The sequence below is a fragment of the Micromonospora xinjiangensis genome (assembly GCF_056150165.1).
Genome location: NZ_JAXCFO010000005.1, coordinates 262,768 through 287,678 on the forward strand (window position 1 = coordinate 262,768; position 24,911 = coordinate 287,678).

Consider the following 24,911-nt stretch of genomic DNA (forward strand, 5'->3'; position numbering starts at 1 on the left):
CTCTCTGGCGATCGGCGGCCGCTCACACCGGCCGGCGGCCGGCGAAGCCGCACTCGACGCGGTGGTACCAGCGCACGTCGGAGTCGCCCTCCAGCCAGCACCAGAGCACCGGCCGGCCGTCCCGCTCGCCGGGGAAGTCGAGCAGCACCGGGGCGATGCCCTTGACCTGGATGTCGTGCTGGTGCAGCTCCTCCAGGACGGCGTGCAGCCGCGCCTCCAGCCCCTTGACCTCGGCCCGGCCCCCGAGCGCGCTCACCCCGTGCGCCGCGAGGTCGGCTCGCAGCTCGGCCAGGTCGGCGCGGAGCCGGATCAACTCGTCGATGCGCGGCCGCAGGGTGGCCACCAGGTGCCGGGCCTGGGCGAGGGTGAACACCGGGCCAGTATGGCCGACGCCGGCCGGCGGTGGCGCCCGCCGACACTCCGGCCCGGTCGCCACTCCTGTAGCTATCCTTCCTTGACGGACCATCGATGTGTAGCTAAGTTTCACTCCATCGATGGGAGGTGGACCGTGGAGCGCAGACGATTCCTGGCCGGTGCGGGTGCGGTGACCGCAGGGGCGGTCGCGACGACCGGCGTCGGGTCGCCGGCCGTGGCGGAGCCCGGCGTCCGGCGGGTGGAGACCGGTCTCGATGTGCTCGTCCGCTCCCGGTTCGCGGAGTTGTCCGGCCAGCGGGTCGGCGTGATCTCCAACCCGACGGGGGTGGACTCCGAATACCGGCACCTGGTCGACCTCATGCACGCCTCCGGCGCGGTCCGGCTCGCCGCGGCGTTCGGCCCCGAGCACGGCTTCCGGGGCTCGGCGCAGGCCGGCGGGAGTGAGGGCACCGGCATCGACGCCCGCACGGGAGTCACCGTCTACGACGCGTACGGCGCCTCGCGGGCGAAGTGGGAGAGCATGTTCGCCGAGGCCGGCGTCGACACGGTGGTCTTCGACATCCAGGACGTGGGCGCCCGCTTCTACACCTACATCTGGACGATGTACACCTCGATGGCCGCCGCGGCGCGGGTGGGCAAGCGCTACGTGGTGCTGGACCGGCCCAACCCGGTCGGCGGGCGGGCGCGCGGGCCCATGATGACCACCCCCTACACCTCCGGCGTGGGGCTCAAGGAGATCGTCCAGCAGCACGGCATGACCGTGGGCGAGCTGGCCCGCTACTTCAACGCGGAGTTCCTCCCCGCCGAGGTCGGCCGCCGGGTCGACCTGCACGTGGTGAAGTGCCGGCACTGGAAGCGCGGTGTGCTGGCCCAGGACACCGACCTGCCCTGGGTGATGCCCAGCCCCAACATGCCCACCCCGGACACGGCGCTGGTCTATCCCGGCACCGGCCTGTTCGAGGGGGTCGCCTCGATCACCGAGGGGCGCGGCACCTGCCGGCCCTTCGAGCTGATCGGCGGGCTGGCCGAGGACTTCGACTACCACTGGTCCGACCGGCTCAACGCCCGTGACCTGCCCGGGGTCGAGTTCCGCGAGGCGTACTTCACGCCGACCTCCGCGGGGCAGAAGCCGGCGCTGCTCAACAAGCTCTGCGCCGGTGTGGAGGTGAAGGTCGTCGACCGCGACGCGTACGACCCGATCCGGACGGCGGTCGCGATGCTCGTGGAGGCCCGCCGCTACCCGGCGTTCGCCTGGCGTCAGGACTCCTGGGACGCGGCCCGGCCGTACTGGGTGGACAAGCTCACGGGCTCGCCGCGGCTGCGCACGATGATCGACGCGGGGGCCGACGTGGACGACGTGGTGGGCGCGTGGGCCGACGAGCTGGCCGCGTTCGAGCGGCGCCGCCGCCCGCACCTGCTCTACTAGGGACGGGCGCTCGGCTGACCCACGGGTCAGCCGACGGGTCGCGTGGCGCGCCGGTCCGGCCGGTTGCGCGGAAAACGGCGCGCGTCGACGGGCCGGTCACTACCCTCGGCGGCGGACCCTCGCGATAGGAGCCGCCATGCCAGGGAAGTCACGATCCCCTGTCCTGCACCTCGTCGTCTGCGGCGCCGAGCCGGCCGCCGACCTCGCACCGTTCATCGAGACCTGCCACGAGCTGAGCTGGCAGGTCCACGTCATCGCCGCCCCCGACGCGCTCGACCCCGACAGCCGGGCCGGGCTCACCGACCTCACCCACCACCCGGTCCGCGAGGACGACCGGACGGAGGCGCTGCACCCGCTGCCGCCGGCCGACGCCGTCGCCGTCGCGCCGGCCGGCTTCGAGCTGGTCAACAAGTGGGCGTACGGGCTCAACGACACCCTCGCCCTGCGGCTGCTCAACGAGGCGACCGCCGGCGGCCTGCCGGTGGTGGTCGTGCCCGCGCCGGACGCGGGTCTCGCCCGGCACCCCGCCTTCCGGGAGAGCCTGGAGCGGCTCCGGCACTGGGGTGTGACAGTCACCGGGCCCGCCGAGCCGGTCGACGACGCCGACCCGCTGCCCTGGCGGACCGCCGCACAGGTGGTCTCCGCCTGGACGCGGTTCGCGCACGTCCCGACCCAGGCCACCGCCGAGCGGGACCTGGAACCCCAGCCCAGCTGACGCCACCGGGCCCGACAGCCCCCTCAGTCGTTCTGGGCCGCCAGCTCGCGGGCGCGGTCCCGGGCGGCCTCGAGCGCGGCGAGCAGCGCCGCGCGGACACCGTGCTTCTCCAGCTCGCGCACCGCGGAGATGGTGGTGCCGGCGGGCGAGGTGACGGCCTCGCGCAGCTTCACCGGGTGCTCGCCGGAGTCGCGCAGCATCACCGCCGAGCCGATGGCGGTCTGCACGATCAGCTCGTGCGCCACCTGCCGGGGCAGCCCCAGCAGGATGCCCGCGTCGATCATCGCCTCCACGAGCAGGTAGAAGTAGGCGGGCCCGGAGCCGGAGAGCGCGGTGACCGCGTCCTGCTGGGACTCGGGCACGCGGATCGTCGCGCCGAGCGGCTTGAACATCTCCTCGGCCAGCGCCAGGTGCGCCCCGGTGGCGTGGGCGCCCGCGGAGATCGCGGTCATCGCCTCGTCGACGAGCGCCGGGGTGTTGGTCATGACCCGCACGACCGGGGTGCCCTCGGGCAACCGCCGGTTGAAGAAGCTGGTGGGCAGGCCGGCGCAGAGCGAGATGAGCAGCTTGTCGGCCGGCACCTTGGGGCCGATCTCGTCGAGCAGCGCCGCCGCGTCCTGCGGCTTGACCGCCACGGCCAGCACCTCGGCCTCGGCGACCGCCGTCAGGTTGTCGACCACGCGGACGCCGTAGCGGGTGGCCAGCTCCTCGGCCCGCGCCTGACGGCGGGCGGTGGCCAGCAGCCGGTCCGCCGGCCAGCCGGAGCGCAGCAGGCCGGAGAGCATGAGCTCCCCGATCTTGCCGGCGCCGATCACCGCGACCGTGTGCACCCCGGGTGACATCCCGCCCGTACCCCCTCCCTCGCCACGACCGGCGTCGCGGCGGGCCGTGCGGCCCGCCGCGACGCCGCGGTCGGTCAGCTGCCGAAGAAGACCTCGGCCTCGGCGTAGCGCTCCAGCGGCACGGTCTTCAGCTCGCGGGTGGCCTCGGCGAGCGGCACCCGGACGATGTCCGTGCTCTGCATCGCGACCATCTTGCCCCAGTCGCCCTCGTGCGCGGCGTCGATCGCCTGGAGGCCGAGGCGGGTGGCGAGGACCCGGTCGAAGGCGGTCGGGGTGCCACCGCGCTGGATGTGGCCCAGCACGACGGTGCGGGCCTCCTTGCCGGTCTTCGCCTCCAGCTGCTCGGCGAGCCACTGGCCGATGCCGCCGAGGCGGACGTGGCCGAACGCGTCGAGCTCCTGGTTCTGGAGGACCATCTGGCCCTCGAGCGGCTGGGCGCCCTCGGCGACGACCACGATCGGCGCGTACTGGTGCTGGAAGCGCTTCTCGACGTAGCCGGCGACCTGCTCGACGTCGAACTGCCGCTCGGGCAGCAGGATCACGTTCGCGCCACCGGCGAGGCCGGCGTGCAGGGCGATCCAGCCGGCGTGACGGCCCATGACCTCGACGACCAGGGTGCGGTGGTGGCTCTCCGCGGTGGTGTGCAGCCGGTCGATCGCCTCCATGGCGATGTTGACGGCGGTGTCGAAGCCGAAGGTGTAGTCGGTGGCGCCCAGGTCGTTGTCGATGGTCTTCGGCACACCGACCACGTTTACACCCAGCTCGTGCAGCTTGGTGGCGACACCGAGGGTGTCCTCGCCGCCGATCGCGATCAGCGCGTCCACGCCCTGCGCGGCGAGGTTCTCCTTGATCCGCTCGACGCCGTTCTCGATCTTGAACGGGTTGGTCCGGGACGAGCCGAGGATCGTGCCGCCGCGCGGCAGGATGCCGCGGACCTCCGCGATGCCCAGGGGCTTGGACAGACCCTCCAGCGGGCCCTTCCAGCCGTCCTGGAAGCCCACGAACTCGTGACCGTACGTGGCCACGCCCTTGCGGACCACCGCCCGGATGACCGCGTTGAGACCGGGGCAGTCGCCACCGCCGGTGAGCACGCCGATACGCATGATCTGCTCATCCTCCTGGAGCATCAGGTGAAGCCCGGTTAAGCCCCAGGGATGTGTCGGATCAGACATCGGCGCCGTTGCCGGCCCGGGGCGGGCCGTCACTGCGCACTGTAGTCCGCCGGCCCGACCAGCGACACCGCACCCCGGGCAGTTCCACCCGGGTGCGAACGTTCAGTACCGGATCTCCCGGTTCTCCCCGGGCTGCGGCGGCCGGCCGGTGACCGCCGCCCTGGCGAGGCCGAGCAGCTGCACCACGCTGCTCCCGGGCGAGTCCCAGTACTCGGCCGAGCTGGCGTGGACCTTGATCAGGGTGAGGCCCGGGGTGCCCGGCCCGTCCGGGAACCAGGTCTTCAGCACCGGGTTCCACAGCCGCTCCGCCCGCGCCGGGTCGTGACCCTCGGTAGCGGTTCCCGAGATCGAGACCCAGGCGTGGCGCCGCTGGTCGGAGAAGGCGACGTTGACCTCCGGGTTGACCCGGATCTGGCGCACCTTCGCCGAGCCGGCGTACGCGAAGAACCAGAGGTCGCCGTCGAACTCGGCCTCCTGGAGAGCCATCGGCCGGCTCACCTGCCGGCCGTCCACCGCGATCGTGGTGAGCATGCAGATCCGCGCGGCCCGGATCAGCTCGGTGACCCGGCGGTGGGTGTCGGCGGTGCTGGGCGACTCCTGGCTCATGGCGGTCCTCCTCGCGGGCTCGTCCGACGCGGTGCCCCCGAACGAACCGGTCAAACCTCCGGAACGCTCGCTTTTCGACTGCTCCGGGAGCCGGGCGGCGCCGGGGTCAACGCGAGGTCATCGCTCGCCACCGGGCCAGGTTGTGCCGGGCGTCGACCAGCGCGTCGTGCCGGGCCGACTCGGCCTCCGGCAGCGGCGGGCGGCCCCGCTCGTCCCAGAGCTGGCGCAGCTCCTTGGTGAACCGGGGGATCTCCCGGGGCAGCGCCGGCATGGCACCCCACAGCTGGGCGAGGACCACGTGGTCGTACGCGGCGTACCAGGCCCACAGCTCGAGCTGCTCCCCGGCGCGGCCCCGGATCGGCTCCACCAGGAAGTCGTACAGCTCGTCGCGGATGCGTTCCCGGGAGCGCCAGGCCCGGTCGGCCGGCGACGGCAGCTTGTCCAGCACGTTGCGCCGCACCCACGGCACCGCGCGGGAGTCGTCGAACTCGGTGGAGACCGCGTAGAACTCGCGGCCGTACTCGTCGACCACGCCGATCGAGACGAGGTCGATGACGAGCCCGTCCTCGATGAACTCGCAGTCGTAGAAGTAGCGGTAGACCATCACCGCCATCCTCGCCCACCGCCGGTCGGCCGCGCCCGCCGGGGCCTCGACTCCGCCCGCCGGGGCATCGACCGTCGCCCGCCGGGGCATCGACCGCCGCCCGCCCGCGGCGCGGCCGGCGGCGGCGAGGGACGCGCCGGGCCGCCGGCCGCGAGCGGATGCACCCTCCCCAGGCCCCACCGGGTGGATCCGCCACCTCACCTTGCCGTTTGCCGCAGCTCGGGAGTGTCACGGAAGTGAATTGAGGGGTGTACAGCAAGCGACAGGACCGTCATGATCTGATGTGTACCGCTACCGGCGCCGAACCGGTGTCAGTTCACCTGCCGTAGGGGGCCCGTCAGGTTCACCGGTGTGCGAGTTGTGGTCCTTGACCGGGGAGGGGTTGGGCCGTGGAGGGGGTACGCCTTCCGGAGCCGGGCGACGCGCTCACAGGTGTGGAGATGTTCGCCGGGCTGGAGCCTGAGGTGCGGCAGCGCGTCATCGCCGCCGCCGTGCCGCGCACGTACCGCAAGGGCCAACTGCTCTTCGTGGAGAACGACCCGGGTGAGTCGCTGATCGTGCTGCGCCGGGGCGCCGTCGCGGTGTTCCGCACCGCCCCGACGGGCGAACGCGCCGTGCTGTCGGTGATCCGACCGCCGGACGTGCTCGGCGAGGTCTCCCTGCTCGACGCCTCCACCCGCTCGGCCTCCGCGGAGGCCATCGAGGACTGCACCGCCCTCGCGCTGTCCCGGGGCGCCTTCATGGAGCTGGTGCACTCCAACCCGCGCATCCTCGACGCCGTGATGCGGTCGCTGGGCGCGCTGATCCGCCGGCTCACCGAGCAGAACGCCGACCACGTCTTCCTCGACCTGCCCGGGCGGGTCGCCAAGACGCTGGTCCGGCTGGCCGGCGAGAGCCAGGCACCGATGATCACGATCGAGCTCAACCAGAGCCAGCTCGCGGAGATGGCCGGCGGCTCCCGGCAGAGCGTCAACCAGGCGATCGGGTCGTTCGCCAACCGGGGTTGGCTGCGCACCGAGGGGCGGCGCATCGTCGTGACCGACGTGGCCGCGCTGCGCCGCCGCGCCGGCATGAACGACCGCTGACACACCAACGGGGCCGGCGGGCGCTCGCCCACCGGCCCCGCCGGGCTGCTCAGTTGTCGTTGTCGTCGGCCGGCGGGGCACCGGGCCCCGGGCCGATCTTGGTCGGGTCGGTCGGCTTGGTCGTGGACGTGGTCGTGCTCTGCCCCGACCCGCTCGTCTGCCCCTCGGGCTCTTCCACCATGCCCTGCTCCTCCAGCTCGGCGAGAATGACCGCGTCGACGTCGACCGTGTCCCCCGGAACCCACTCCCTGCCAGCCGGATCGGTCCACGGGGCGGACAGTCGCACCTGCACGGCACTCTCCCTGACGTGAAACTTCCTGGTACGGAAGACTAGTGCCGGCCGATCGGTCGCGATGCCCGCCCGCACGTCGGGTACCCGACTGGCGCCGTCCGCCGCGATACTGAGTTCTCTCGCGTACGGAGTTGGACATCGACCTCAAGTGTGGACACTGCGCGCGCGCAGCCGGTCCGGACGACCGCTTCTGCGGCGGGTGCGGCCAGCCGCTCGCCGTGAGCTGCGCGCAGTGCGGGCACGCCAACAGCACCGAGGCCAACTTCTGCACCGGGTGCGGGCATCCCCTGCGCGAGCACGTGGTGGCGATCCAGGAGGACCGGCGGCAGGTCAGCGTCCTCTTCGTGGACATCGTGGACTTCACCGCGTACGCCGAGCGGGCCGACCCGGAGCAGGCGCGCGGCCTGCAGCAGGCCTACTTCGCCACGGTGCGACGGGTCGTGAACCAGTACGGCGGGGTGGTCGAGAAGTACATCGGCGACGCCGTGATGGCGCTGTTCGGCGCCCCCGTGGCGACCGACAACGACGCGCTGCGCTGCGTCCGCGCCGGCCTGGAGCTCCAGCGCAACCTGGCCCGCCAGCCGGCCGGCCCGCAGCCACCGCTCGGGTTCCGGGTCGGCATCGCGAGCGGCGAGGCGCTGGTCGACCTGTCGGCGGCCCGGGACGGCGGCCAGGCGTTCGTCACCGGTGACGTGGTGAACACCGCGTCCCGGTTGCAGGCGTTCGCCCCGCCCGGCGGTGTGGTGGTCGACGAGGCGACGTGGTCGGCCACCCGCCACGAACTCGAGTACGCCGACCAGCCGCCGGTCACGCTGCGGGGCCGCTCGGCGGTGAGCCGGATCTGGCTGGCCGTACGGGCCCGGCCGCACCGCGACCCCCGGACGGCCGAGCTGACCCCGATGGTGGACCGGGAGCACGAGCGCGGCCTGCTGGTCAACGCGCTGCACCGGATGGTGAGTGAGCGGACGTCGCAGCTGGTCACGGTGTTCGGCCCGGCCGGGGTGGGCAAGAGCCGCCTGCTGCGCGAACTCTCCCGGCACGCCGGCAGCCTGCCGGGGCCGCCGATCACCTGGCTCGTCGGGCAGTGCCCGCCGTTCGGGGAGAACGTCACCTGGGCGGCGCTGACCGACATCGTGAAGGCCTGGGTGGGCATGCCCGAGGCCGACGACCCGGTCGCCCTGCGCGACCGGCTACGGGGCCGGCTGGGGCAGCTCGCCGATCCGCACGCCGTACGGCTGGCCGAGGCGCTCGGTCCGCTGATCGGTGTGCCGGGCGAGCGGCTCACGCTCGCCGAGACCGAGGCGGCGTGGCGGCGGTTCCTGCTCGCGCTGGCCTCCGCCGGGCCGACCGTGCTGGTCTTCGAGGACATGCACTGGGCGGACCAGACGATGCTCGCCTTCGTCGAGCAGCTGGGTGCCACGGCCCGCAACGTGCCGCTGCTGGTGGTCGCCACCGCCCGGCCCGAGCTGCGGGAGCGGCACCCAGCGTGGACCGGCACGATCAGCGGCGCCATGTCCATCTCGGTGCCGCCCATGCACGACTCGGACATCGACACCCTGTACTCGCTGCTGCTCGGCAAGACAGCCCTGCCGGCGACGCAGCGCGTCCCGCTCATCGAGTTCGCCGACGGCAACCCGCTCTACGCCCAGGAGTACGCGCGGATGCTGCTCGACGGCGGCCTGCTCGACGGGGTGGGCTCGACGGGCCAGGTCGGCGCCGCCGAGATGCCCCGCACCGTGCAGGCGGTCATCGGCAACCGGCTCGACCTGCTGGATCCGGCCGACCGGGCGGTCCTGCAGGCCGCCGCGGTGGTCGGCGTGCAGTTCTGGGCCGGCCCGGTGGCGACCGCGCTGGGGCGGCCGGTGGAGTGGGTGGAGCGCGCGCTGGACCGGCTGCAACGCCGCGACCTCGTGTACGAGCAGGCCACCTCGACGATGCCCGGCCAATCCGAGTACCGGTTCCGGCACGTGCTGGTGCGGGACGTCTGCTATCAGCGGTTGCCCCGGGCGGAGCGGGTGCTGCGGCACCAGCGCACCGCCGACTGGCTGGAGCAGCTCGCCGACGGCCGGCAGCACGACCTGGCCGAGGTGCTCGCCAACCACCGCTGGGCGGCACACGAGATCGCCCGGACGGTGGGCCTGGACCTCACCCCGTACGTCCGGCCGGCGCGGGAGGCCCTGCACCGGGCGGCCCGGCGGGCGTACGAGCTGCACGCGCTCGACACGGCCGCGACGCTGGTCGGGCGGGCGCTCACGCTGGACCTCGCGCCGGATCCGGCACTGGAGCTGTTCGACGCCGAGCTGGCGCTCTACCGCGACGGCGACGCGTTCCTGGTCGCCGGTGGCACGGACCGGCTCAGCCGGCTGGCCGAGCGGCTCACGGCGGCCGGTGACCGCACGGGCGCCGCCCGGGCCTGGACCCTGCTGGCCACCGCCGCGTGGAGCCGGGCCGACCGCACGGCGACGCTGCGCTTCCTGGACCAGGCGATCGGCATCTACACCGACCTTCCGGACAGTCAGGAGAAGGCGGGGGCGCTGCTGGAGCTGGCGCGGGTGCACATGCTCAACGCGGAGACCGACCCGGCGTGCCACGCGGCCCGGACGGCGGCCGCCCTCGCCGAGCGCCTCCAGCTGCGCGAGGCGCAGGCCAACGCCCGGATCACCCTCGCGGTCGCGCGCTACATGGCGGGCTCCGCCGAGGCGTACGCGGAGCTGGCCGAGGTCACCGAGCACTGCCGCGTGGAACGGCTGACGAGCCGTCGCCGCGCGGTGCAGAACCTGGCGTGGGCGTTGCAGGAGGAGGGTGACCTCGCCGGGTCGGCGCGCCTCGTCGACGAGCAGCGGACCCTCGACCTGGGCGGCGAGCACAGTCTCGCCACGAGCTTCGAGGACCAGTGGGCCCGGGCGTACTACGCGGGCGAGTGGACCTCCGCCCTGGCCATGGCGGCGGAGTCCACCCGCCGGCCGACCGCCGAGTGGGACCTGCACATCGTGGCGGTGTCGGGGTGGATGCGCGGGCTGCGCGGCGGGCCGCCCGCCCCCCACGCCCCGGTCGCCGCCGTCGCCGGCCCCGGTGATCGCACCCGGACGACGTCCGACGGCGGGTCGGGCGACGCGTCGGCGCACCCGGAAGGAGACGGCCCGGACCTGGTCGAGCAGGCGATCGTCGCCGCCCGCCGCAGCGGGTTCCACCGGGTGCTGCGCTCCACCCTGGCGCACGCCGCGCTCTGCCGGGCCGTGGAGGGCCGCCGGAACGAGGCCATGCGGCTGCTGAGCGAGCTGGACGAGGACTGGCGGCGCACCCGCATGATCCCGTTCGCCGAGTGGGTGCCGGCCGTCGGGCACGTCGCCGGGGTGCTGGGCGCCGACGCGGCCCGGCTGGTGCGGGGCCTGCTGGAGCGGTCGCCCCGGATGACGCCGTGGGCCCGGGCCGCCGGCCAGGTCGCCGAGGCCGTGCTGGCGCGCGACGCCGGCGACGACCGCACCGCCGCCGAGCTGCTGAGCGCGGCGGCGGCGAGCTACGCCCGCATGGCGGACGTGACGGACGAGATCATCACGACGGCCCTGTCGGTCGGGCCGCTGGACGCGACCGATCCGGCCGCCGCGGCCGCCGCCCGGCACCGGCTGCGGGAGTTCGCGGTACGCCACGACGCCACCGGCCTGCTGCGCCTGGCGGAGGCCTAGTCACGGTCGCGCGCTCAGGCGGTCACCGGGGTGGGCGCGGCGGGCTGGTTCTTGACCTTCTGGGCGTACACGTCGACGTACTCGCGCCCGGATAGCTCCATCAGCTCGTACATGATCTCGTCGGTGACCGCGCGCTCGACGAACCGGTCACCGGCCATGCCCCGGTAGCGGGAGAAGTCCAGTGGCGCGCCGAACCGGATCCGCACCCGGGCGATCTTCGGGATCAGCTTGCCCGGCGGCTGGATCTCGTCGGCGTTGAGCATCACGACCGGCACCACGGGCGCGCCGCTCTCCAGGGCCAGCCGGGCCACCCCGGTCTTGCCCCGGTAGAGCCGCCCGTCCGGGGAGCGGGTGCCCTCCGGGTAGATGCCGGCGATTCCGCCCCGCCGCAGCACCTCGAGCTGCGTGTCGAGCGCCGCGCGGGCGGCGCGCCCGCCGGAACGGTCGACCGGGATGGTGCCGGTGCTGACGAAGAACATCCTGGTCAGCCAGCCCTTGATTCCCTTGCCGGTGAAGTACTCGGCCTTCGCCACGAACGTGACCCTCCGCTTGACCATCAACGGTGTGAAGATCGAGTCGGAGAAGGAGAGGTGATTGCTCGCCAGGATCACCGGGCCGGTGGCCGGCACGTGGTGCAGCCCCTCCACCTGCGGACGGAAGACCACCCTCAGCAGCGGGCCGAGGAGGACGTACTTCATCAGCCAGTAGAACACCGGCGTCCTTTCCCAGTGGCGGTCACGACAGCACCGGTGCACCCCCGCCCCGCGAGCGGCACCGTCGTCGATCACGAGCCTACGAAGCGGAGACGTTCGCCACAATGGACGCCCGGTGGCGGCGGAGCTGACCGACCGCGGTTCCCGGAGATCGGGGTGACGCGCGACCCGGGTCACGCCTCGGGCGGGCGCCCGGTGGGTCGCCGGCGGGACAGGTGCCGGGCGACGCGCCGCAGGGTGGCCGGCTGCGAGTGCAGGGCGGCGTTGATCGTCCCGAACGCCACCCCGGGGGCGCGTTGCGCCCGGTCGGGGTCGGCGGCGACCCGCGCGATCAGCGCCAGCCGGCACCGCAGGTCGAACACCTCCCGGCGCGAGCCCAGCAGCGCGTTCTCCAGCCCCTTGACCCGCTCCCGCAACCACGCCAGCTCGACCGCCTCGTCCACACCCTGCTCCCCTCCGTGCCCCCGGCGGCCGCCCTGTCGACCGCCTCCGGAGCGACTGTGCGCCACTCCCGTCCCTCTTGTCAATCGGGTACCCCCTATCGGGGACCCCCGATCGGGAAGATGCGAATGTGCCTACCGTCAGGGCGTGGAGGATCGAGGGCCGGGCGAGCTGATGGGGCCGTGGGAGATCTGCCAGCGGCTGAACGTCTCGCGCACCCGGTTTCAGCAGATCGCCATGCGGCCGAGCTTCCCGAAGCCCTACCAGCGCCTTCACGGGATGAAGGTCTGGCTGCGCGCCGACGTCGAGGCGTGGATCGCCGAGCACCGGCCGCCGCGGGTCACCGACGGCGACGAGCCCGCGTAGCCGCGCTCGTACACCTGTCCGCCGCCGGGCGGTCCCGGCGGGCGCACCGCCTGACGCCCTGCGCACAAACAGACATACAGCCCCCGCTTCCACCAGCGGAACGGCCGCTGACTTTGGAAGACGCGACACAACGCACTCCCGCAACCGGCCCGTAACGTGTCACGATTCAAGGCACGGCGTGCGTGTCGCGTCGAGGGGCTGGGGCGTCGCGCCGATCAGGCGCGTTGAGGAGGGTGTCCGGTGTCAGCGGGTGGGGCCCGCCGGGGGCGGCGGGACAACGGGCTCGACGCGAGCGAGTACGCCGTCGCCGGCGACGTCGATCCGCGCGTCGGCGAACACCTGCTGGACGTGCTGGCCGCCGGCGGCATCGCCGCCTACCTCCAGCCGTCCGCCGACCTCAACCCGGTCACCCGCACCACGACGGTGCCGGCCCGGCCGGTCGACCGGCTCTACGTCGACCGGTCCCACCTGACGACCGCGCGCGACTACCTCAACCAGCTCGCCGACGAGGTCTCCCCGGAGCAGCCCCGCCCCGACGAGCCGGACGTCGACGCCGAGTGGGCGCGGATCGTGGCGGGTTTCCACACCACCCCCACCGGCGGCACCAACCCCTGGCCCGCCGCCGAGGACATCGACGACGAGCCCACCGAGCCGGCCGCCGGCCCGCTCGCCCGGGCGGGCGCCGACGAGGCCGCCCCGACCGCGACCGACGTCCGCCGCCTGCCCTACGCGGCCGACGTCTCGGGTGTCTCGGTGGGGCGTACGGACCGGGACGACGAGCCGTCCCTGCTGGACGGGCTGGACACGTTCGGCGCCGACCTGCCGGACGACGAGGAGGAGCGCTACACCCCGCCTCCCCCGCCGCCACTGCCCCGGATCTCCAAGTACGCCGCGGTGGGTGTGCTCGCCGTGGTGGTCGGCTTCGTGCTGTTCCTCTTCCCGTCGCTGCTGCCGGTGGACCGCTCGATCGTCACGCTGCTGGGCTTCACCGGCATCCTCGCCGGTTTCGTCACGCTCATCTGGCGGCTGCGCCCGGGCGGTGACGAGGACGACCGCGACCCCGACGACGGCGCGGTCGTCTGAGACCTCCCCCGACCCCCGACCCCTGCCGGCCGGTTTCACCCGTACCCTGTGCGCGAACCGGACGTCGGGGACCGGATGTCGGGACGACCGAGGCCTGTCGTCGGCGTGACAGTGGTGTAACTTACGGTCAGTAGGAATACCGCCGTACGTCACTTCCCCCGCTGACTGACCGGTTGTTCCTTGCTCGTGGCGGTCAGTCCTCTGCTGATCGGAATGCCCGAGATGCGCCAGAGTTCTCTCGTGGTGGTGGCCAACCGCCTGCCCATCGACGACAGCGTCGCGCTCGACGGCGCCTGCGAGTGGCGACGCAGCCCCGGTGGGCTGGTGAGCGCGCTGCACCCGCTGCTGCGACATACGCCCGCGACCTGGGTCGGCTGGGCCGGTGGCACCGGTCCCGCACCCGCCCTGCCCGACGTGGACGGCGTACGCATGCGCGCCGTGCCGTTCACCCCCGACGACCTCCGCGACCACTACGAGGGGTTCGCCAACTCGACGCTGTGGCCGCTCTACCACGACGCCGTCGAGCAGCCGGAGCACCATCGCCGCTGGTGGGAGGCGTACCAGCGGGTCAACCGGCGGTTCGCCGAGGCCGCGGCGGACGTCGCCGAGCCGGGCGCGCTGGTCTGGGTGCAGGACTACCACCTGCACCTCGTGCCGGCGCTGCTGCGGGAGATGCGGCCGGACCTGCGCATCGGGTTCTTCCTGCACGTGCCGTTCCCGCCGCCGGAGCTGTTCATGCAACTCCCCCGACGGGCCGAACTGCTGCGCGGGATGCTCGGCGCCGACCTCGTCGGGTTCCAGCGGGTCCAGGCCGCGCACAACTTCGCCCAGCTCGTGACCAAGGTGCTGGAGCTGCCCGCCACCGACCGGCGGATCGGCGTCGACGACCGGGTGGTGCGCATCGGCGCGTTCCCCGTCTCCATCGACACCGCCGAGATGGCCGCCCTGGCCGCCCGCCCCGACGTGGCCGCCCGCGCCCAGCGGCTGCGCCAGGATCTCGGCCGCCCCGAGCGCGTGATCCTCAGCGTCGACCGGATGGACTACACCAAGGGCATCGAGCAGCGGCTCAAGGCGTACAGCGAGCTGCTGGCCAGCGGGCACGTCAAGGTCCGTGACACGGTGCTGGTGCAGGTCGCCGTGCCGAGCCGGGAACGGGTCGGGCAGTACCAGATCCTGCGGGAACGGGTGGAGCGCGAGGTCGGCCGCATCAACGGCGAGTTCGGCCGGGTCGGCGAACCGGCGATCCACTACCTGACCCAGCCGTTCGACCGCGCCGAACTCGCCGCGCTCTACCGGGTCGCCGACGTGATGGCCGTGACGCCGCTGCGCGACGGGATGAACCTGGTGGCCAAGGAGTACGTGGCCGCCCGGGTCGACGACACCGGGGCGCTGCTGCTCAGCGAGTTCGCCGGCGCCGCCGCCGAGCTGTCGCAGGCGTACCTGGTCAACCCGCACGACCTGGAGGGGTTGAAGGAGGGCCTGCTCGCCGCCCTGCACGCCGCCCCGGCCGACGTCACCGAGCGGATGCGGGCCATGCGCGCGCACCTGCACCAGCACGACATCCGCGCCTGGGCGCGCTCGTACCTCAGCGCGCTGGACCAGACCGGCCCCCTGGTGGAACGCCTCGCCGGCGGCGAGGTGGCCGGGCTGCCCACCCAGCCCGACCGGTCCGCCGCCCGGGCCGACCGGCCCGCGGGCGGCTGACCCACGGGACGCGTCCGCGCTCCCGTCCGGTACGCCGCCGTTCGGCAGGGCTCAGCGCGCCGCCGGCTCCTTCTCCAGCCAGTCGAGCAGGGCGTCGATCGGCTCCCGCCAGCGCGCGTCGAGCATCAGGTCGTGCCCCATGCCCGGGAAAAGCAGCGGCGCGGAGCCGTAGCGGCGGGCCACCCGGTTGAGCACACCGGTCGGCACCACCCGGTCATCCGGGCTGCCCAGCACCAGCACCTGCGGTTCACCGACCGCCGGCTCCGGCTCGGGCGGGGCCAGCAGTTGCCACTGGGCACGCCTGCTCGCCCGCCCCAGCGCCGAGACGTACCGCCGGGCCTCGCCGTCGGGCAGCTCCCGGCTGAACAGCTGGGCGCGGCTCAGCCGCAGCCGCCCGCCGACCACCGCCGGCAGCGTGCCGGCCGGGTTGCGGCGCAGCGCCGCGCCGAACGTCCCCCAACCGCCGAAGACCGGCGCGACCAGCACCGCCGCCCGCGCCGGATAGCGGGCCAGCGCGTGCGCCACCACCAGCGCCCCGGCGCCGTGCCCCACCAGCACCGCCTGGCGGGGCAGGCCGGCCGCCACCTGGACCACGTCGTGCACGTACGCCCGAAGCGACGCCCGCGACGCGGGCTCGCTGCCGCCGTGCCCCCGCAGGCTCACGGCGTGCGCCGGGAAACCCCGGGAAGCCGCGTGCCCCAGCCAGTGCTCGGCGAACGCCCACGCCCCGTGCCCGAACCCCGGCACGAACAGCAGCGGCGGCCGCCCCTCCTCCTGCTGCGGGGTGGCGCTGAGCACCTCGCGCCGGGCCGGCCGGACCGGCCGCGCCCACTCCCGCCCGCGCACGATCCGCGTCCTGCTCACGGCGTCAGCCCTCCGTCCGCGACCACGGGACCCGTCAGCTCGCGCCGGTGACTCACTTGCCCTCCAGGGAGTCGAGGGCGCGCTGGACGGCGCGCAGGTAGTCCACGTGGCCGACCTCGAACCAGTGCCGGGTGCTCTCCTTCACCGGCCCCGAGTAGCGCTCCCCCGCCCTGGCCCGCACCGTCGCGGCGAACGCGGCAGCCCGGTCGGGGCGGACCCGGCGCGTGCGCAGCAGCCGCGCGAAGAGCACGGCCTGCCAGTGGGCCAGCGTGAAGACGCCGGAGTCCGGCTGGAGCAGGCCCACCACGGCCAGCGTCGGATGCCCCGGCGCGAACGCGTTGAGCCAGAGGGTGGGGCGGCCCGTGCCCCCGTCGTCGCCGAGCACCTTCGCGTCGAGGAACTCGAAGCGCGGCAGATAGCCGGTGGCGAAGATGACCAGCTCGGGGTCGATCCGCCGGCCGTCGGCCAGCTCCACCCCGTACGGGCCGAAGCGGGCGACGTCCGGCACCGGCGTGATCGCGCCGTGCCCCACGTGGTAGACGAGCTGGCTGTTCGCGATCGGGTGGGTCTCGTAGACCCGGTGGTCGGGCTTCGGCAGGCCGAACCGGGTCAGGTCGCCCACGGTGAGCCGCAGGGTCGAGTGGTAGAGCCACTGCCGCACCCGCAGCGGCACCCGCAGCGCGAGCAGCGCGTCGTTGACCTGGTCCGCGGGCCGGCCGAGGACGTACTTCGGGGCGTACCAGTAGCCGCGCCGGGTGGAGTGCCAGCAGTGCGACGCCTGCTGGGCGGCCTCGACGGCGATGTCGCAGCCGGTGTTGCCGGCGCCGACCACCAGGACCCGCTTGCCGCGCAGCTGCGCCGGGTCCTTGTAGGACGAGGCGTGCATGACCTCGCCACGGAACTCCTCCAGGCCCTCGTAGCGGGGCAGCTTCGGCGACCAGTTGTGCCCGTTGGCGACCACCACCGCCGCGTAGCGCGAGGTGCGCTCCGGGCCGTAGCCCCCGGTGCTGCGGGTGGTCACGTCCCACCGGTCCCCCTCGACCGGCTCGACGCGGATCACCTCGGTGCCGAACCAGATGTGCGAGCGCAGGTCGAAGTGGTCGGCGTACCGCTCGAAGTAGGCCAGCAGCTGGCCGTGGTGCGGGTAGTCCGGCCAGGAGTCCGGCATCGGGAAGTCGGGGAACTGCGTGAACGGCCGCGACGAGATCAGGTGCGTGCTGGCGTAGACCGGGCTGCGGTCGTGGCGCCAGTTCCACGCCCCGCCCACGCCCGTCTCCCGCTCGTAGCAGTCGACCCCGAAGCCGTGCTCCTTGAGGTTCTTCACGGCGGTCAGACCGCTGGCCCCGGCGCCGATGACGCAGACCGTGTCGCCCCGGTCGGAGACCGGGCGGCCGTCGCGGCTCTGGGCGAGCGTGCTCGCCCCCGGATCGGGCCGGTCGGTGGAGGTGGACACCGGAAAATCTCCTTATGTGCGGCACGGGTGCCGGTCGCCGCGAAATCCTCTCCACATCGGAGCCGGTTGTCCAGCCCCGGCGCGCCCCGGTTCAGTCGGTGACCGGCAGCAGCAGATCGACCAGGACCGGGAAGTGGTCGCTGGCCCGGCGGGTCTGCGGCGTGTCCACCACGTCGTAGTCCACCACCGTGATCCGCGGGTCGACGAAGACCGCGTCGATGCGCCGCCGGGGGTCGGCGCAGGAGTAGGTGAGCCGGTCGGCCCGGTCCGCCGCGACCGCCGCGTCGGTCAGCCCCCGCGCGACGGTGGCCCACGCCGGGCCGTCCGGCCCCTCGTTGAGGTCGGCGCCGGCCACCACGGGCGTGACGGCCGCGTCCAGCTCGCGCTTGAACAGGGTGGCCTGCCCGGGACGCTCGGCCGGGTCGGTCGACAGGTGCGAGCCGGCCAGCGTGAACCGCGCCCCACCGGCGACCACGCAATCGGCGTACGCGGCGCCGCGCAGGTGCCGGCCGGGGGTGAGCGGGAAGCGCTGGCACCGGGTGGCCAGCACCCGCACCCGCAGGCTGGTCAGCAGCAGGTTGCCCAGCGCGGGGAGCCCGCCGCCGGCCACCACCAGGCCGAACGACTCGGCGAGCGCGGCCGACTTCCGCCGCCAGCGGAACCGACGCGGCCCCTCCTGCACGATCACCACGTCCGGGGCCGCGGCCCGGACCACGGCGGCCAGCGCCGCCGTGTCGTCACGCTGGCCGTGGACGTTGTAGGACACCACCCGCAGCGGCACGCCGGAGCTTCGCGTCACGGGGCCGGCCCGTCAGATCCGGCGGGCCAGGTCGGCGGCGCCGATGACCCCGGCGCGGTTGCCCAGCTCCGCCGGAAGGATCTCGGCGACGGGGAGCCGGCTGCGCTGGGCGAGCGAATCGGCGTAGGAGCGCCGGGTCGGGCCCATCAGCAGCTCACCGGCGTCGATCACACCGCCGCCGACGACGAGCACCTGCGGGTCGAGGATCTGGGCCATGTCCGCGAGGCTGGTGCCGAGCCAGCGGCCGACCTGGGCGAAGGCCTCGGTCGAGACCGGGTCACCGCTCTTGGCCGCCGCGGTCACCATCGGGCCGGTGATCGCCTCGGCCTCCCCGCCGGCCAGTTCGAGCAGCGCCGCGGCCCGGTGCGGGTCCTGGCGGGCGGCGGCCCGGGCGAACCGGACCAGGGCGCTGCCGCTGGCGTACTGCTCGATGCAGCCGAGCCGGCCGCAGCCGCACTGGTGGCCGTCCGGCACGGTCAGCATGTGACCCAGCTCCGCGGCGATGCCGTGCGCGCCGCGGACCAGCTCGCCGCCGAGCACGATGCCGCCGCCCACGCCGGTGCCGATGGTGAACATGACCATGGAGTCGTCGGCGTGCCGGGCCGCGCCGTGGCGGAACTCCGCCCAGGCGGCCACGTTGCCGTCGTTCTCCACGATCACCGGCAGGCCGACCTTGTTGCTCACGTAGTCGCGCAGCGGCTCGTCACGCCAGGCCAGGTTCGGGGCGAAGAGCACCGTGGAGCGGCTGGCGTCGATCCAGCCGGCCGCGCCGATGCCGACCGCCTCGATGTCGCGCCCGGCGGACAGCTCGCTGACCAGGTCGGTGATGACGTCCCGGGTCTTGGCCACGTCATCGGCGGGAGTGTCCCGTCGGGCCTGCACGAGCACCGCGCCGGTGTCGTCCACGACACCGCCGGCGACCTTCGTGCCACCGACGTCCACTCCGATGGTCAGCGTCACCGCTGCCACTCCCCTCTGCTGTGCTGTCCCGTGCGCGCCGGCACGTCCGGCCGATACGAGATGTCCGTGGTCAGGCGCCCTCGCCCGGTACGTCCGCGGCCACGTCGCCGGGTGCACGCGAGGCGGGCACCACGGGTCGGTCGCCCGGTGTCGGGGCGACCGTCGGCACGGCCGGCCCGGCGTCGTCGACGGGCGGCGCGGTGGCGGGCGGGACGGCCGTGTCGTCCGCCCGGGTCGCGGCGGACCACACGTCCCCCTCCGACGCCGGCTGAGAATCATGCCCGCTCCGGGTGGCCTCGCGCCAGACGAGATCACTGTCTGACGCGCCACCCGCCGGCTCGCCGGCCGGCGGCGCGGGCGGCGTCGCGGAGGCGAAGGCGCGCAGCAGGCTCGCCACCCCGGCGGCCAGATCGCCCGCTCCGGTGGCGAGCCGCTCCGCGAATTCCGGACTCGGGTCGCGTAACGCCGCGATTCCCCGACAGACCGGGCAGATGCAGCACTCGGCCGAGCCCGTGGCGAGACCCGCCCCGTCCGGGTGGGCCGCCCCGCCCGGTCCCGCACTGTGACCCAGGACACCGGCGACGATCCCGCCCAGCGGACCCCAGTTCACCGCCGAACGGTTGGCCGTGGCCAGCCGCGCGGTCGCCAGCAGCGTGGCGACGAGCCGCTCCGCCTCCTCCCGGGCCGAGCCCGGATCCGTTGCCACCATGGTCGACTCCTCTACCGTGGCGGCCGGGCCGCCGGACGCGTCACTGCGCCGCACCGGGTGCTTCTACCCGGCGCTTCAGCTGCTTCAACGCCGTATCCATGATCATTTTCTCGGCCTTGCGGCGAAACATCCCGAGCATCCCCACGGAGAGCTCCACCTCCAGCGTGTAGGTCACCGTGGTCGTGCCGTCCGGGTTGCCCACCAGGTCGTACGAGCCCCGCTGCGACCGCTGCATCTTCGACGGCGCCACCAGGTGCCACTCGATGCGGGTCAGGTCCTCCGCGTACTCGTAGGCGAGGACGTACTCGTCGGCCATCACCCCGGCGTCGATGGTGAACCGGACCTGGCTCGCGTAGCCGTCCTCGTACTCCTCGATCACCTCCACCCGCCGCATGGCCTCGGTCCATTCCGGGTAGCGCGCGAAGTCGGAGATGACCGCCGCCACCTGCTCCGGTGCCGCGTCGATGACGATCGACTGCGTGGAGGAGTCCGCCATGGGGGGAGGCTACCCGGCACGCCGCGCGCCCGGGCCGACCCGCCCCCCGCCACGCCCCACGGTCCACCTGGCTGGCACCCCTCATCGGCCGGACGGGTAGGTTTCGACAGAGCCGACCCGTGGTGGCGGCCGGTCCGACCAGTGCGAGCACGAGGGAGTGCAGGTGCGCGAGTTCTCCGTCCCGCCGATCGTCACCGTTGGCGACTCCGCCAACCTGACCGACCCCGTCTGGGACAACGCCGAGTCCGCGCCCGACACCGTGCAGTTCGTCCGCCCCACCGGCGCCGCCGACGGTCCGGCCTGGGCCGACGTCACCTGCCGGCAGTTCCGCGACGAGGTCGTCGCGGTCGCCCGGGGCCTGGTCGCCGCCGGGGTGCGCCCCGGCGACCGGATCGGGTTGATGAGCCGCACCCGCTACGAGTGGACCCTGGTCGACTACGCCGTCTGGGCCGCCGGTGGCGTCACCGTGCCGATCTACGAGACCTCCAGCGCCGACCAGGCCGCCTGGATCCTCGCCGACTCCGGGGCGGTCGCCTGCGTGGTCGAGACCACCGCCCACGCCACCCTGCTGGCCGGCGTACGGGACCGGCTGCCCGAGCTGGGCCAGGTCTGGCAGATCGACCTCGGCGCGGTCGACGAGCTGGTCGCCGCCGGCGCGTCGGTCGACCCGGAGGAGATCGAGCGGCGCCGGACCGCGGTGCGCTCCGGCGACGTCGCCACCATCATCTACACCAGCGGCACCACCGGCCGCCCCAAGGGCTGCGTGCTCACCCACCGCAACATCTACGCCGACATCGCCAACGCGGTGCCGGTGCTGCCGAACCTGTTCAACCCCGGCGCGTCCACGCTGCTCTTCCTCCCGCTGGCGCACGCCTTCGCCCGGCTCATCCAGGTCGGCGTCGTGTACGCCCGCGCCACCATGCGGCACTGCGCCGACACCCGGAACCTGGTGGCGGAGCTGCAGGAGTTCCGCCCCACCTTCGTGCTCAGCGTCCCCCGCGTCTTCGAGAAGGTCTACAACGCCGCCAAGCAGAAGGCCGAGGCCGACGGCAAGGGCGGCATCTTCGCCCGGGCCGAGCAGGTCGCCATCTCGTACAGCGAGGCGCTGGAGACCCCGGGCGGGCCGGGCCTGCTGCTGCGGGCCCAGCACGCCGTCTTCGACCGGCTGGTCTACCGCAAGCTGCGGGCCGCGCTCGGCGGCCGCTGCCGGGACGCGATCTCCGGCGGCGCGCCGCTCGGCGCGCGCCTCGGCCACTTCTTCCGGGGCATCGGCGTGACGGTCCTGGAGGGCTACGGGTTGACCGAGACCGCCCCGGCCGCCGCCGCGAACCTGCCCTCGGCCACCCGGATCGGCACCGTCGGCCGCCCGCTGCCCGGCGTGAGCATCCGGATCGAGGACGACGGCGAGATCCTCATCTCCGGTGACCTGATCTTCCAGGGCTACTGGCACAACGACGAGGCCACCGCCGACGTGCTGACCTCCGACGGCTGGTTCCGCACGGGCGACCTCGGCCAGCTCGACAACGACGGCTACCTCAGCATCACCGGCCGGAAGAAGGAGATCATCGTGACGGCGGGCGGCAAGAACGTCGCGCCGGCCGTGCTGGAGGACCAGGTCCGGGCCCACCCGCTGGTCAGCCAGTGTGTGGTGGTCGGCGACCGGAAGCCGTTCATCGCCGCGCTGGTCACCCTCGACGAGGAGGCGCTGCCGAGGTGGCTGGAGGCCGCCGGGCTGCCCGCCGACACGCCGGTGGAGGAGCTGCGCGGGCACGAGGGGCTCCGCGGCGAGATCCAGAAGGCCGTCGACGTGGCGAACTCCGCCGTCTCCAAGGCCGAGGCGATCAGGGTGTTCCGGATCCTGCCGAAGGACTTCACCGAGGAGACCGGCGAGCTGACCCCGTCGCTCAAGGTCAAGCGCCAGGTCGTCCACAAGACGTACGCGGCGGAGATCGCGGATATCTATCGAGGCTGACTACCATCCGTCACGTGCCCGCCTCCACAACCGCCCGACCCCACCCGCATCCCCTCGCCGCGGCCGCGCGCCTGGTGATGCTGGCGCTGGTCGCCGTCCTGACCCTCTTCGCCACGCGCGAGCTGACCCAGCTCTGGTGGATCGCGCTGCTCGGCGTCGCCGGGCTGCCCGCCCTGCTCGCGCCGCAGCACCGGCTGATCGGCCCGCTCAGCCGGGTGGCCGAGGTGGTGGTGCTGGGGCTCGCGGCGAGCCAGGTCGCGGCGGTGTCGCTGGTCGGCGGGTCGATCGACGGTCTCGGCGCCTCCGCCGTGCTGCCCTACCTCGCGGTGCCGGTGACCGTCACCGCGCTGCGCCGCCGCTTCCGCGAGGGCGCCGGGCTGCTCGGGGTGGCGGCGGCCACGCTCCTGGTCAGCGGCGCGCTCACCGTGGTCGACGGCGTCCGGCAGGTCACCCAGCCCGGCTACCTGGCGGTCTGCGCGCAGTGGCTGATCCTGGCCGTGCTCGGGCTCTACGCCGCCCGCACCCTGCACCGGGTGATGCAGGCCCGGGGCGACGGCAAGCCGCAGCCGTACGCCGAGGCGACCCGGCTGCTCACCCAGCTGCGGACGGTCGCCCGGCAGCTGCCCGGCGCGACCCTGGACCCGGGCGGCATCGCCGAGCACCTGCTGGAGGAGCTGCGCCCGGTCGCGCCGAGCGCGCGGGCGGCGGTCCTGTCCGCCAGCGGCGGCGGCCGGCTGGTGGTGCTCGCCCAGGTCGGCGTGGACCGGGTCGACTGGGAGACGACCCTCGACGCGGACTCGGCGATCGCCGACGCGTGGGCCAGCCAGCAGCCGCAGACCGCGGCCCGCTCGCAGGCCCGCTCCCACCCGGGCGGGGACGTTTCCGCGCTGATCGTGCCGCTGGTCGCGGGGGTCCGCACGGTCGGCCTCGTGGTGCTGGAGGCCGACGCGGCGCACGCCTACCCGTCGGCCGTCGTGTCCCGGGTGACCGCGCTGACCGGCCCCGCCGCGCTGCGGCTGGAGGCGGCGCTGCTCTTCGACGAGGTCCGCTCGCTGGCGACGAACGAGGAGCGCCAGCGCCTGGCCCGGGAGATCCACGACGGGGTCGCCCAGGAGCTGGTGATGGTCGGCTACGGCATCGACAACGCCCTGGCCACCGTCTTCGACGACGCCGAGGAGACCGCCGAGGCGCTGCGCACCCTGCGCGGCGAGGTGACCCGGGTGATCACGGAGCTGCGGCTCAGCCTCTTCGAGCTGCGCAGCGAGGTGGACCGCCACGGCGGGCTGGCCGCCGCGATCGCCGAGTACGCCCGCACCGTCGGGGCGTCCGGCGGGCTGCGGGTGCACCTGTCGCTGGACGAGTCGACAGCCCGGCTCCCCGCCGCCACCGAGGCCGAACTCCTGCGCATCGCCCAGGAGGCGGTGACCAACGCGCGCAAGCACGCCGGGGCGTCCAACCTCTGGGTCACCTGCGAGGTCGACCCGCCGTACGCGCAGATCGAAGTGTCGGATGACGGTCAGGGGATCGCTGACCAGCGGCCCGACGGACGGTACGGTCTTGCGATCATGGCCGAGAGGGCGGAACGTATCCGGGGCCGGCTGGAGATCAGACCCCGGCAACCGAGCGGTACGACCGTGGCGGTGGTTCTCGGCACCTCGCCCCGGCGCGATAACCTGCGCGGTAGCGCAGCAGCAGAAGGGGAGTAACCCGAGGATGACCACAAGCCCGACACCGGCCACCCGTACCAAGGTCCTCCTTGTCGACGATCATGACCTGATCCGGAAGGGCCTGCGGCACGCCTTCGAGCGCGACCGGCAGTTCGAGGTCGTGGGCGAGGCCGCCACGGCGGCGGAGGGGGTCCGCCAGGCCGGGGCGCTCCAGCCGGATGTGGTGATCATGGATCTCCGCCTGCCCGACGGCAGCGGCCTCGAGGCCACCCGGGCGCTGCGCAAGTCCAGCGCCTCGATGGGCATCGTGGTGTTGACCATGTACGCGGGCGACGACCAGCTCTTCGGCGCCCTGGAGGCCGGCGCCAGCGCGTTCGTGCCGAAGACCGCGCCGGCCGACGAGGTGGTGGCCGCCGCCCGGCACGCCGCCTCCTCCCCCAGCGCGTTCACGGCGGCCGACCTCGCCGAGGCGATGAAGCGCCGGCTGGCACCGTCCGGCCCGCAGCTCTCCCCGCGTGAGGGGCAGGTGCTGCGCCTGCTCGCCGACGGCATGAGCGTCGCCGGCATCGCCAAGCAGCTCTTCGTCAGCGAGTCCACCGCCAAGACCCACATCTCGAAGCTCTACGAGAAGCTGGGCGCGGCCAACCGGGCGCAGGCGCTGATGACCGCCCTGCGGCTCGGTCTGCTCGAGGCTCCGGACGCCCCGAAGTTCTGACGCCCGACCCGCCCCGGGGCTGCGCACCCGTGACTCCGCGTCGGCCGCCCGGCCGGCGCGGGGTCCGCGCATAGACCGACGTCGGCGGCGATCTGCCCGCTCACTATGGTCACCCGGGCACTCGGGGGGGCAGAATACCGCGGTGGTTGCGGGCAACGGCGCCCGCGCC

24 protein-coding genes are annotated in these 24,911 nt (G+C 73.9%); 10 read left to right on the top strand and 14 right to left on the bottom strand.

The genetic code is table 11. The features are described 5' to 3' along the window. Positions 1-22: 22 nt before the first annotated feature. Entirely contained in the window at positions 23-373 is a 351-nt protein-coding gene (locus SM573_RS20080) for a DUF2203 family protein (RefSeq protein ID WP_474613149.1), read from the bottom strand. A gap of 135 nt (positions 374-508) precedes the next feature. Between SM573_RS20080 and SM573_RS20085 the strand changes: the two genes are divergently transcribed. Both SM573_RS20085 and SM573_RS20090 read left to right on the top strand, forming a co-directional pair. Continuing rightward, on the top strand, positions 509-1,801 hold the full coding sequence (locus SM573_RS20085) for an exo-beta-N-acetylmuramidase NamZ family protein (protein WP_474616796.1): 1,293 nt from the start codon (positions 509-511) through the stop codon (positions 1,799-1,801). 136 nt (positions 1,802-1,937) lie between these two features. Further along, positions 1,938-2,516 (top strand): flavoprotein, encoded by a 579-nt coding sequence (locus tag SM573_RS20090; protein WP_474613147.1) that lies wholly within the window; start codon positions 1,938-1,940, stop codon positions 2,514-2,516. Between the two features lie 23 nt (positions 2,517-2,539). Here the strand turns inward: SM573_RS20090 and proC are convergent, their stop codons facing one another. The 4 genes from proC to SM573_RS20110 all read right to left on the bottom strand — a co-directional run bounded on the left by proC (position 2,540) and on the right by SM573_RS20110 (position 5,740). Next, complete coding sequence (gene proC, locus SM573_RS20095) at positions 2,540-3,358, bottom strand: pyrroline-5-carboxylate reductase (RefSeq protein ID WP_474613146.1); 819 nt, start codon at positions 3,356-3,358, stop codon at positions 2,540-2,542. Between the two features lie 74 nt (positions 3,359-3,432). Next, positions 3,433-4,461 (bottom strand): 6-phosphofructokinase, encoded by a 1,029-nt coding sequence (locus SM573_RS20100; RefSeq protein ID WP_474613283.1) that lies wholly within the window; start codon positions 4,459-4,461, stop codon positions 3,433-3,435. A 171-nt stretch (positions 4,462-4,632) separates the two neighbouring features. Further along, the gene (locus SM573_RS20105; RefSeq protein WP_474613145.1) at positions 4,633-5,136 is read right to left on the bottom strand and encodes a pyridoxamine 5'-phosphate oxidase family protein; all 504 of its coding nucleotides are present in this window, start codon (positions 5,134-5,136) and stop codon (positions 4,633-4,635) included. 106 nt (positions 5,137-5,242) lie between these two features. Beyond that, positions 5,243-5,740 carry a polyadenylate-specific 3'-exoribonuclease AS gene (locus SM573_RS20110; protein ID WP_474613282.1) on the bottom strand — a complete coding sequence of 166 codons (498 nt, stop codon included), beginning with the start codon at positions 5,738-5,740 and terminating at the stop codon, positions 5,243-5,245. A 440-nt stretch (positions 5,741-6,180) separates the two neighbouring features. On the opposite strand from SM573_RS20110, the gene SM573_RS20115 reads away from it, so the two are divergent. Continuing rightward, positions 6,181-6,825 (top strand): Crp/Fnr family transcriptional regulator, encoded by a 645-nt coding sequence (locus SM573_RS20115; protein ID WP_120678910.1) that lies wholly within the window; start codon positions 6,181-6,183, stop codon positions 6,823-6,825. 49 nt (positions 6,826-6,874) lie between these two features. Here SM573_RS20115 and SM573_RS20120 read toward each other — a convergent pair whose 3' ends face one another. Continuing rightward, positions 6,875-7,117, bottom strand: coding sequence for a hypothetical protein (locus SM573_RS20120; RefSeq protein ID WP_474613144.1), 243 nt, complete (start codon positions 7,115-7,117; stop codon positions 6,875-6,877). A 131-nt stretch (positions 7,118-7,248) separates the two neighbouring features. On the opposite strand from SM573_RS20120, the gene SM573_RS20125 reads away from it, so the two are divergent. Beyond that, positions 7,249-10,800 (top strand): ATP-binding protein, encoded by a 3,552-nt coding sequence (locus SM573_RS20125; protein WP_474616797.1) that lies wholly within the window; start codon positions 7,249-7,251, stop codon positions 10,798-10,800. 14 nt (positions 10,801-10,814) lie between these two features. Here SM573_RS20125 and SM573_RS20130 read toward each other — a convergent pair whose 3' ends face one another. Together SM573_RS20130 and SM573_RS20135 are read right to left on the bottom strand one after the other, a co-directional pair. Further along, the gene (locus SM573_RS20130) at positions 10,815-11,513 is read right to left on the bottom strand and encodes a lysophospholipid acyltransferase family protein (RefSeq protein WP_474613142.1); all 699 of its coding nucleotides are present in this window, start codon (positions 11,511-11,513) and stop codon (positions 10,815-10,817) included. 173 nt (positions 11,514-11,686) lie between these two features. Next, positions 11,687-11,956: a hypothetical protein gene (locus SM573_RS20135; RefSeq protein WP_474616798.1), complete on the bottom strand. Its 270-nt coding sequence runs from the start codon at positions 11,954-11,956 to the stop codon at positions 11,687-11,689. A 145-nt stretch (positions 11,957-12,101) separates the two neighbouring features. On the opposite strand from SM573_RS20135, the gene SM573_RS20140 reads away from it, so the two are divergent. The 3 genes from SM573_RS20140 to SM573_RS20150 all read left to right on the top strand — a co-directional run bounded on the left by SM573_RS20140 (position 12,102) and on the right by SM573_RS20150 (position 15,107). After that, the gene (locus SM573_RS20140; RefSeq protein ID WP_474613140.1) at positions 12,102-12,320 is read left to right on the top strand and encodes a helix-turn-helix transcriptional regulator; all 219 of its coding nucleotides are present in this window, start codon (positions 12,102-12,104) and stop codon (positions 12,318-12,320) included. A 240-nt stretch (positions 12,321-12,560) separates the two neighbouring features. Further along, the gene (locus tag SM573_RS20145; protein ID WP_474613139.1) at positions 12,561-13,403 is read left to right on the top strand and encodes a DUF308 domain-containing protein; all 843 of its coding nucleotides are present in this window, start codon (positions 12,561-12,563) and stop codon (positions 13,401-13,403) included. A gap of 222 nt (positions 13,404-13,625) precedes the next feature. Continuing rightward, a complete protein-coding gene (locus SM573_RS20150; RefSeq protein WP_474613138.1) occupies positions 13,626-15,107 on the top strand; it encodes an alpha,alpha-trehalose-phosphate synthase (UDP-forming) in 1,482 nt (493 codons plus the stop codon). A gap of 51 nt (positions 15,108-15,158) precedes the next feature. Here SM573_RS20150 and SM573_RS20155 read toward each other — a convergent pair whose 3' ends face one another. From SM573_RS20155 to SM573_RS20180, 6 genes are all read right to left on the bottom strand, one after another. After that, a complete protein-coding gene (locus SM573_RS20155; protein WP_474613137.1) occupies positions 15,159-15,971 on the bottom strand; it encodes an alpha/beta hydrolase in 813 nt (270 codons plus the stop codon). Between the two features lie 52 nt (positions 15,972-16,023). Then, complete coding sequence (locus SM573_RS20160; RefSeq protein WP_474613136.1) at positions 16,024-17,424, bottom strand: flavin-containing monooxygenase; 1,401 nt, start codon at positions 17,422-17,424, stop codon at positions 16,024-16,026. 91 nt (positions 17,425-17,515) lie between these two features. Continuing rightward, positions 17,516-18,223 carry an endonuclease/exonuclease/phosphatase family protein gene (locus SM573_RS20165; RefSeq protein ID WP_474613135.1) on the bottom strand — a complete coding sequence of 236 codons (708 nt, stop codon included), beginning with the start codon at positions 18,221-18,223 and terminating at the stop codon, positions 17,516-17,518. 12 nt (positions 18,224-18,235) lie between these two features. Continuing rightward, positions 18,236-19,192, bottom strand: coding sequence for an ROK family glucokinase (locus SM573_RS20170; protein ID WP_474616799.1), 957 nt, complete (start codon positions 19,190-19,192; stop codon positions 18,236-18,238). 61 nt (positions 19,193-19,253) lie between these two features. Continuing rightward, positions 19,254-19,892 (bottom strand): hypothetical protein, encoded by a 639-nt coding sequence (locus tag SM573_RS20175; protein WP_474616800.1) that lies wholly within the window; start codon positions 19,890-19,892, stop codon positions 19,254-19,256. A gap of 40 nt (positions 19,893-19,932) precedes the next feature. Further along, positions 19,933-20,388, bottom strand: a complete 456-nt coding sequence (locus tag SM573_RS20180; protein ID WP_474613132.1) for an SRPBCC family protein — start codon at positions 20,386-20,388, stop codon at positions 19,933-19,935. A gap of 163 nt (positions 20,389-20,551) precedes the next feature. On the opposite strand from SM573_RS20180, the gene SM573_RS20185 reads away from it, so the two are divergent. Genes SM573_RS20185 through SM573_RS20195 form a run of 3 tightly spaced genes read left to right on the top strand, consistent with a single transcriptional unit; the run spans position 20,552 to position 24,742 of the window. Then, positions 20,552-22,360 carry an AMP-dependent synthetase/ligase gene (locus SM573_RS20185; RefSeq protein ID WP_474613131.1) on the top strand — a complete coding sequence of 603 codons (1,809 nt, stop codon included), beginning with the start codon at positions 20,552-20,554 and terminating at the stop codon, positions 22,358-22,360. Positions 22,361-22,374: 14 nt separating this feature from the next. Then, on the top strand, positions 22,375-24,066 hold the full coding sequence (locus SM573_RS20190; RefSeq protein WP_474616801.1) for a sensor histidine kinase: 1,692 nt from the start codon (positions 22,375-22,377) through the stop codon (positions 24,064-24,066). A gap of 7 nt (positions 24,067-24,073) precedes the next feature. Next, positions 24,074-24,742, top strand: coding sequence for a response regulator transcription factor (locus SM573_RS20195; RefSeq protein WP_007072219.1), 669 nt, complete (start codon positions 24,074-24,076; stop codon positions 24,740-24,742). Positions 24,743-24,911 lie beyond the last annotated feature (169 nt).

What these genes read in the sequence shown, in the direction of transcription:
- SM573_RS20150 (WP_474613138.1), top strand. Translation starts at nt 13,626, where the DNA reads ATGCGCCAGAGTTCTCTCGTGGTGGTGGCCAACCGCCTGCCCATCGAC.
- SM573_RS20175 (WP_474616800.1), bottom strand. Translation starts at nt 19,892, where the DNA reads ATGGTGGCAACGGATCCGGGCTCGGCCCGGGAGGAGGCGGAGCGGCTC.
- SM573_RS20180 (WP_474613132.1), bottom strand. Translation starts at nt 20,388, where the DNA reads ATGGCGGACTCCTCCACGCAGTCGATCGTCATCGACGCGGCACCGGAG.
- SM573_RS20090 (WP_474613147.1), top strand. Translation starts at nt 1,938, where the DNA reads ATGCCAGGGAAGTCACGATCCCCTGTCCTGCACCTCGTCGTCTGCGGC.
- SM573_RS20110 (WP_474613282.1), bottom strand. Translation starts at nt 5,740, where the DNA reads ATGGTCTACCGCTACTTCTACGACTGCGAGTTCATCGAGGACGGGCTC.
- SM573_RS20195 (WP_007072219.1), top strand. Translation starts at nt 24,074, where the DNA reads ATGACCACAAGCCCGACACCGGCCACCCGTACCAAGGTCCTCCTTGTC.
- proC (WP_474613146.1), bottom strand. Translation starts at nt 3,358, where the DNA reads ATGTCACCCGGGGTGCACACGGTCGCGGTGATCGGCGCCGGCAAGATC.
- SM573_RS20105 (WP_474613145.1), bottom strand. Translation starts at nt 5,136, where the DNA reads ATGAGCCAGGAGTCGCCCAGCACCGCCGACACCCACCGCCGGGTCACC.
- SM573_RS20115 (WP_120678910.1), top strand. Translation starts at nt 6,181, where the DNA reads ATGTTCGCCGGGCTGGAGCCTGAGGTGCGGCAGCGCGTCATCGCCGCC.
- SM573_RS20100 (WP_474613283.1), bottom strand. Translation starts at nt 4,461, where the DNA reads ATGCGTATCGGCGTGCTCACCGGCGGTGGCGACTGCCCCGGTCTCAAC.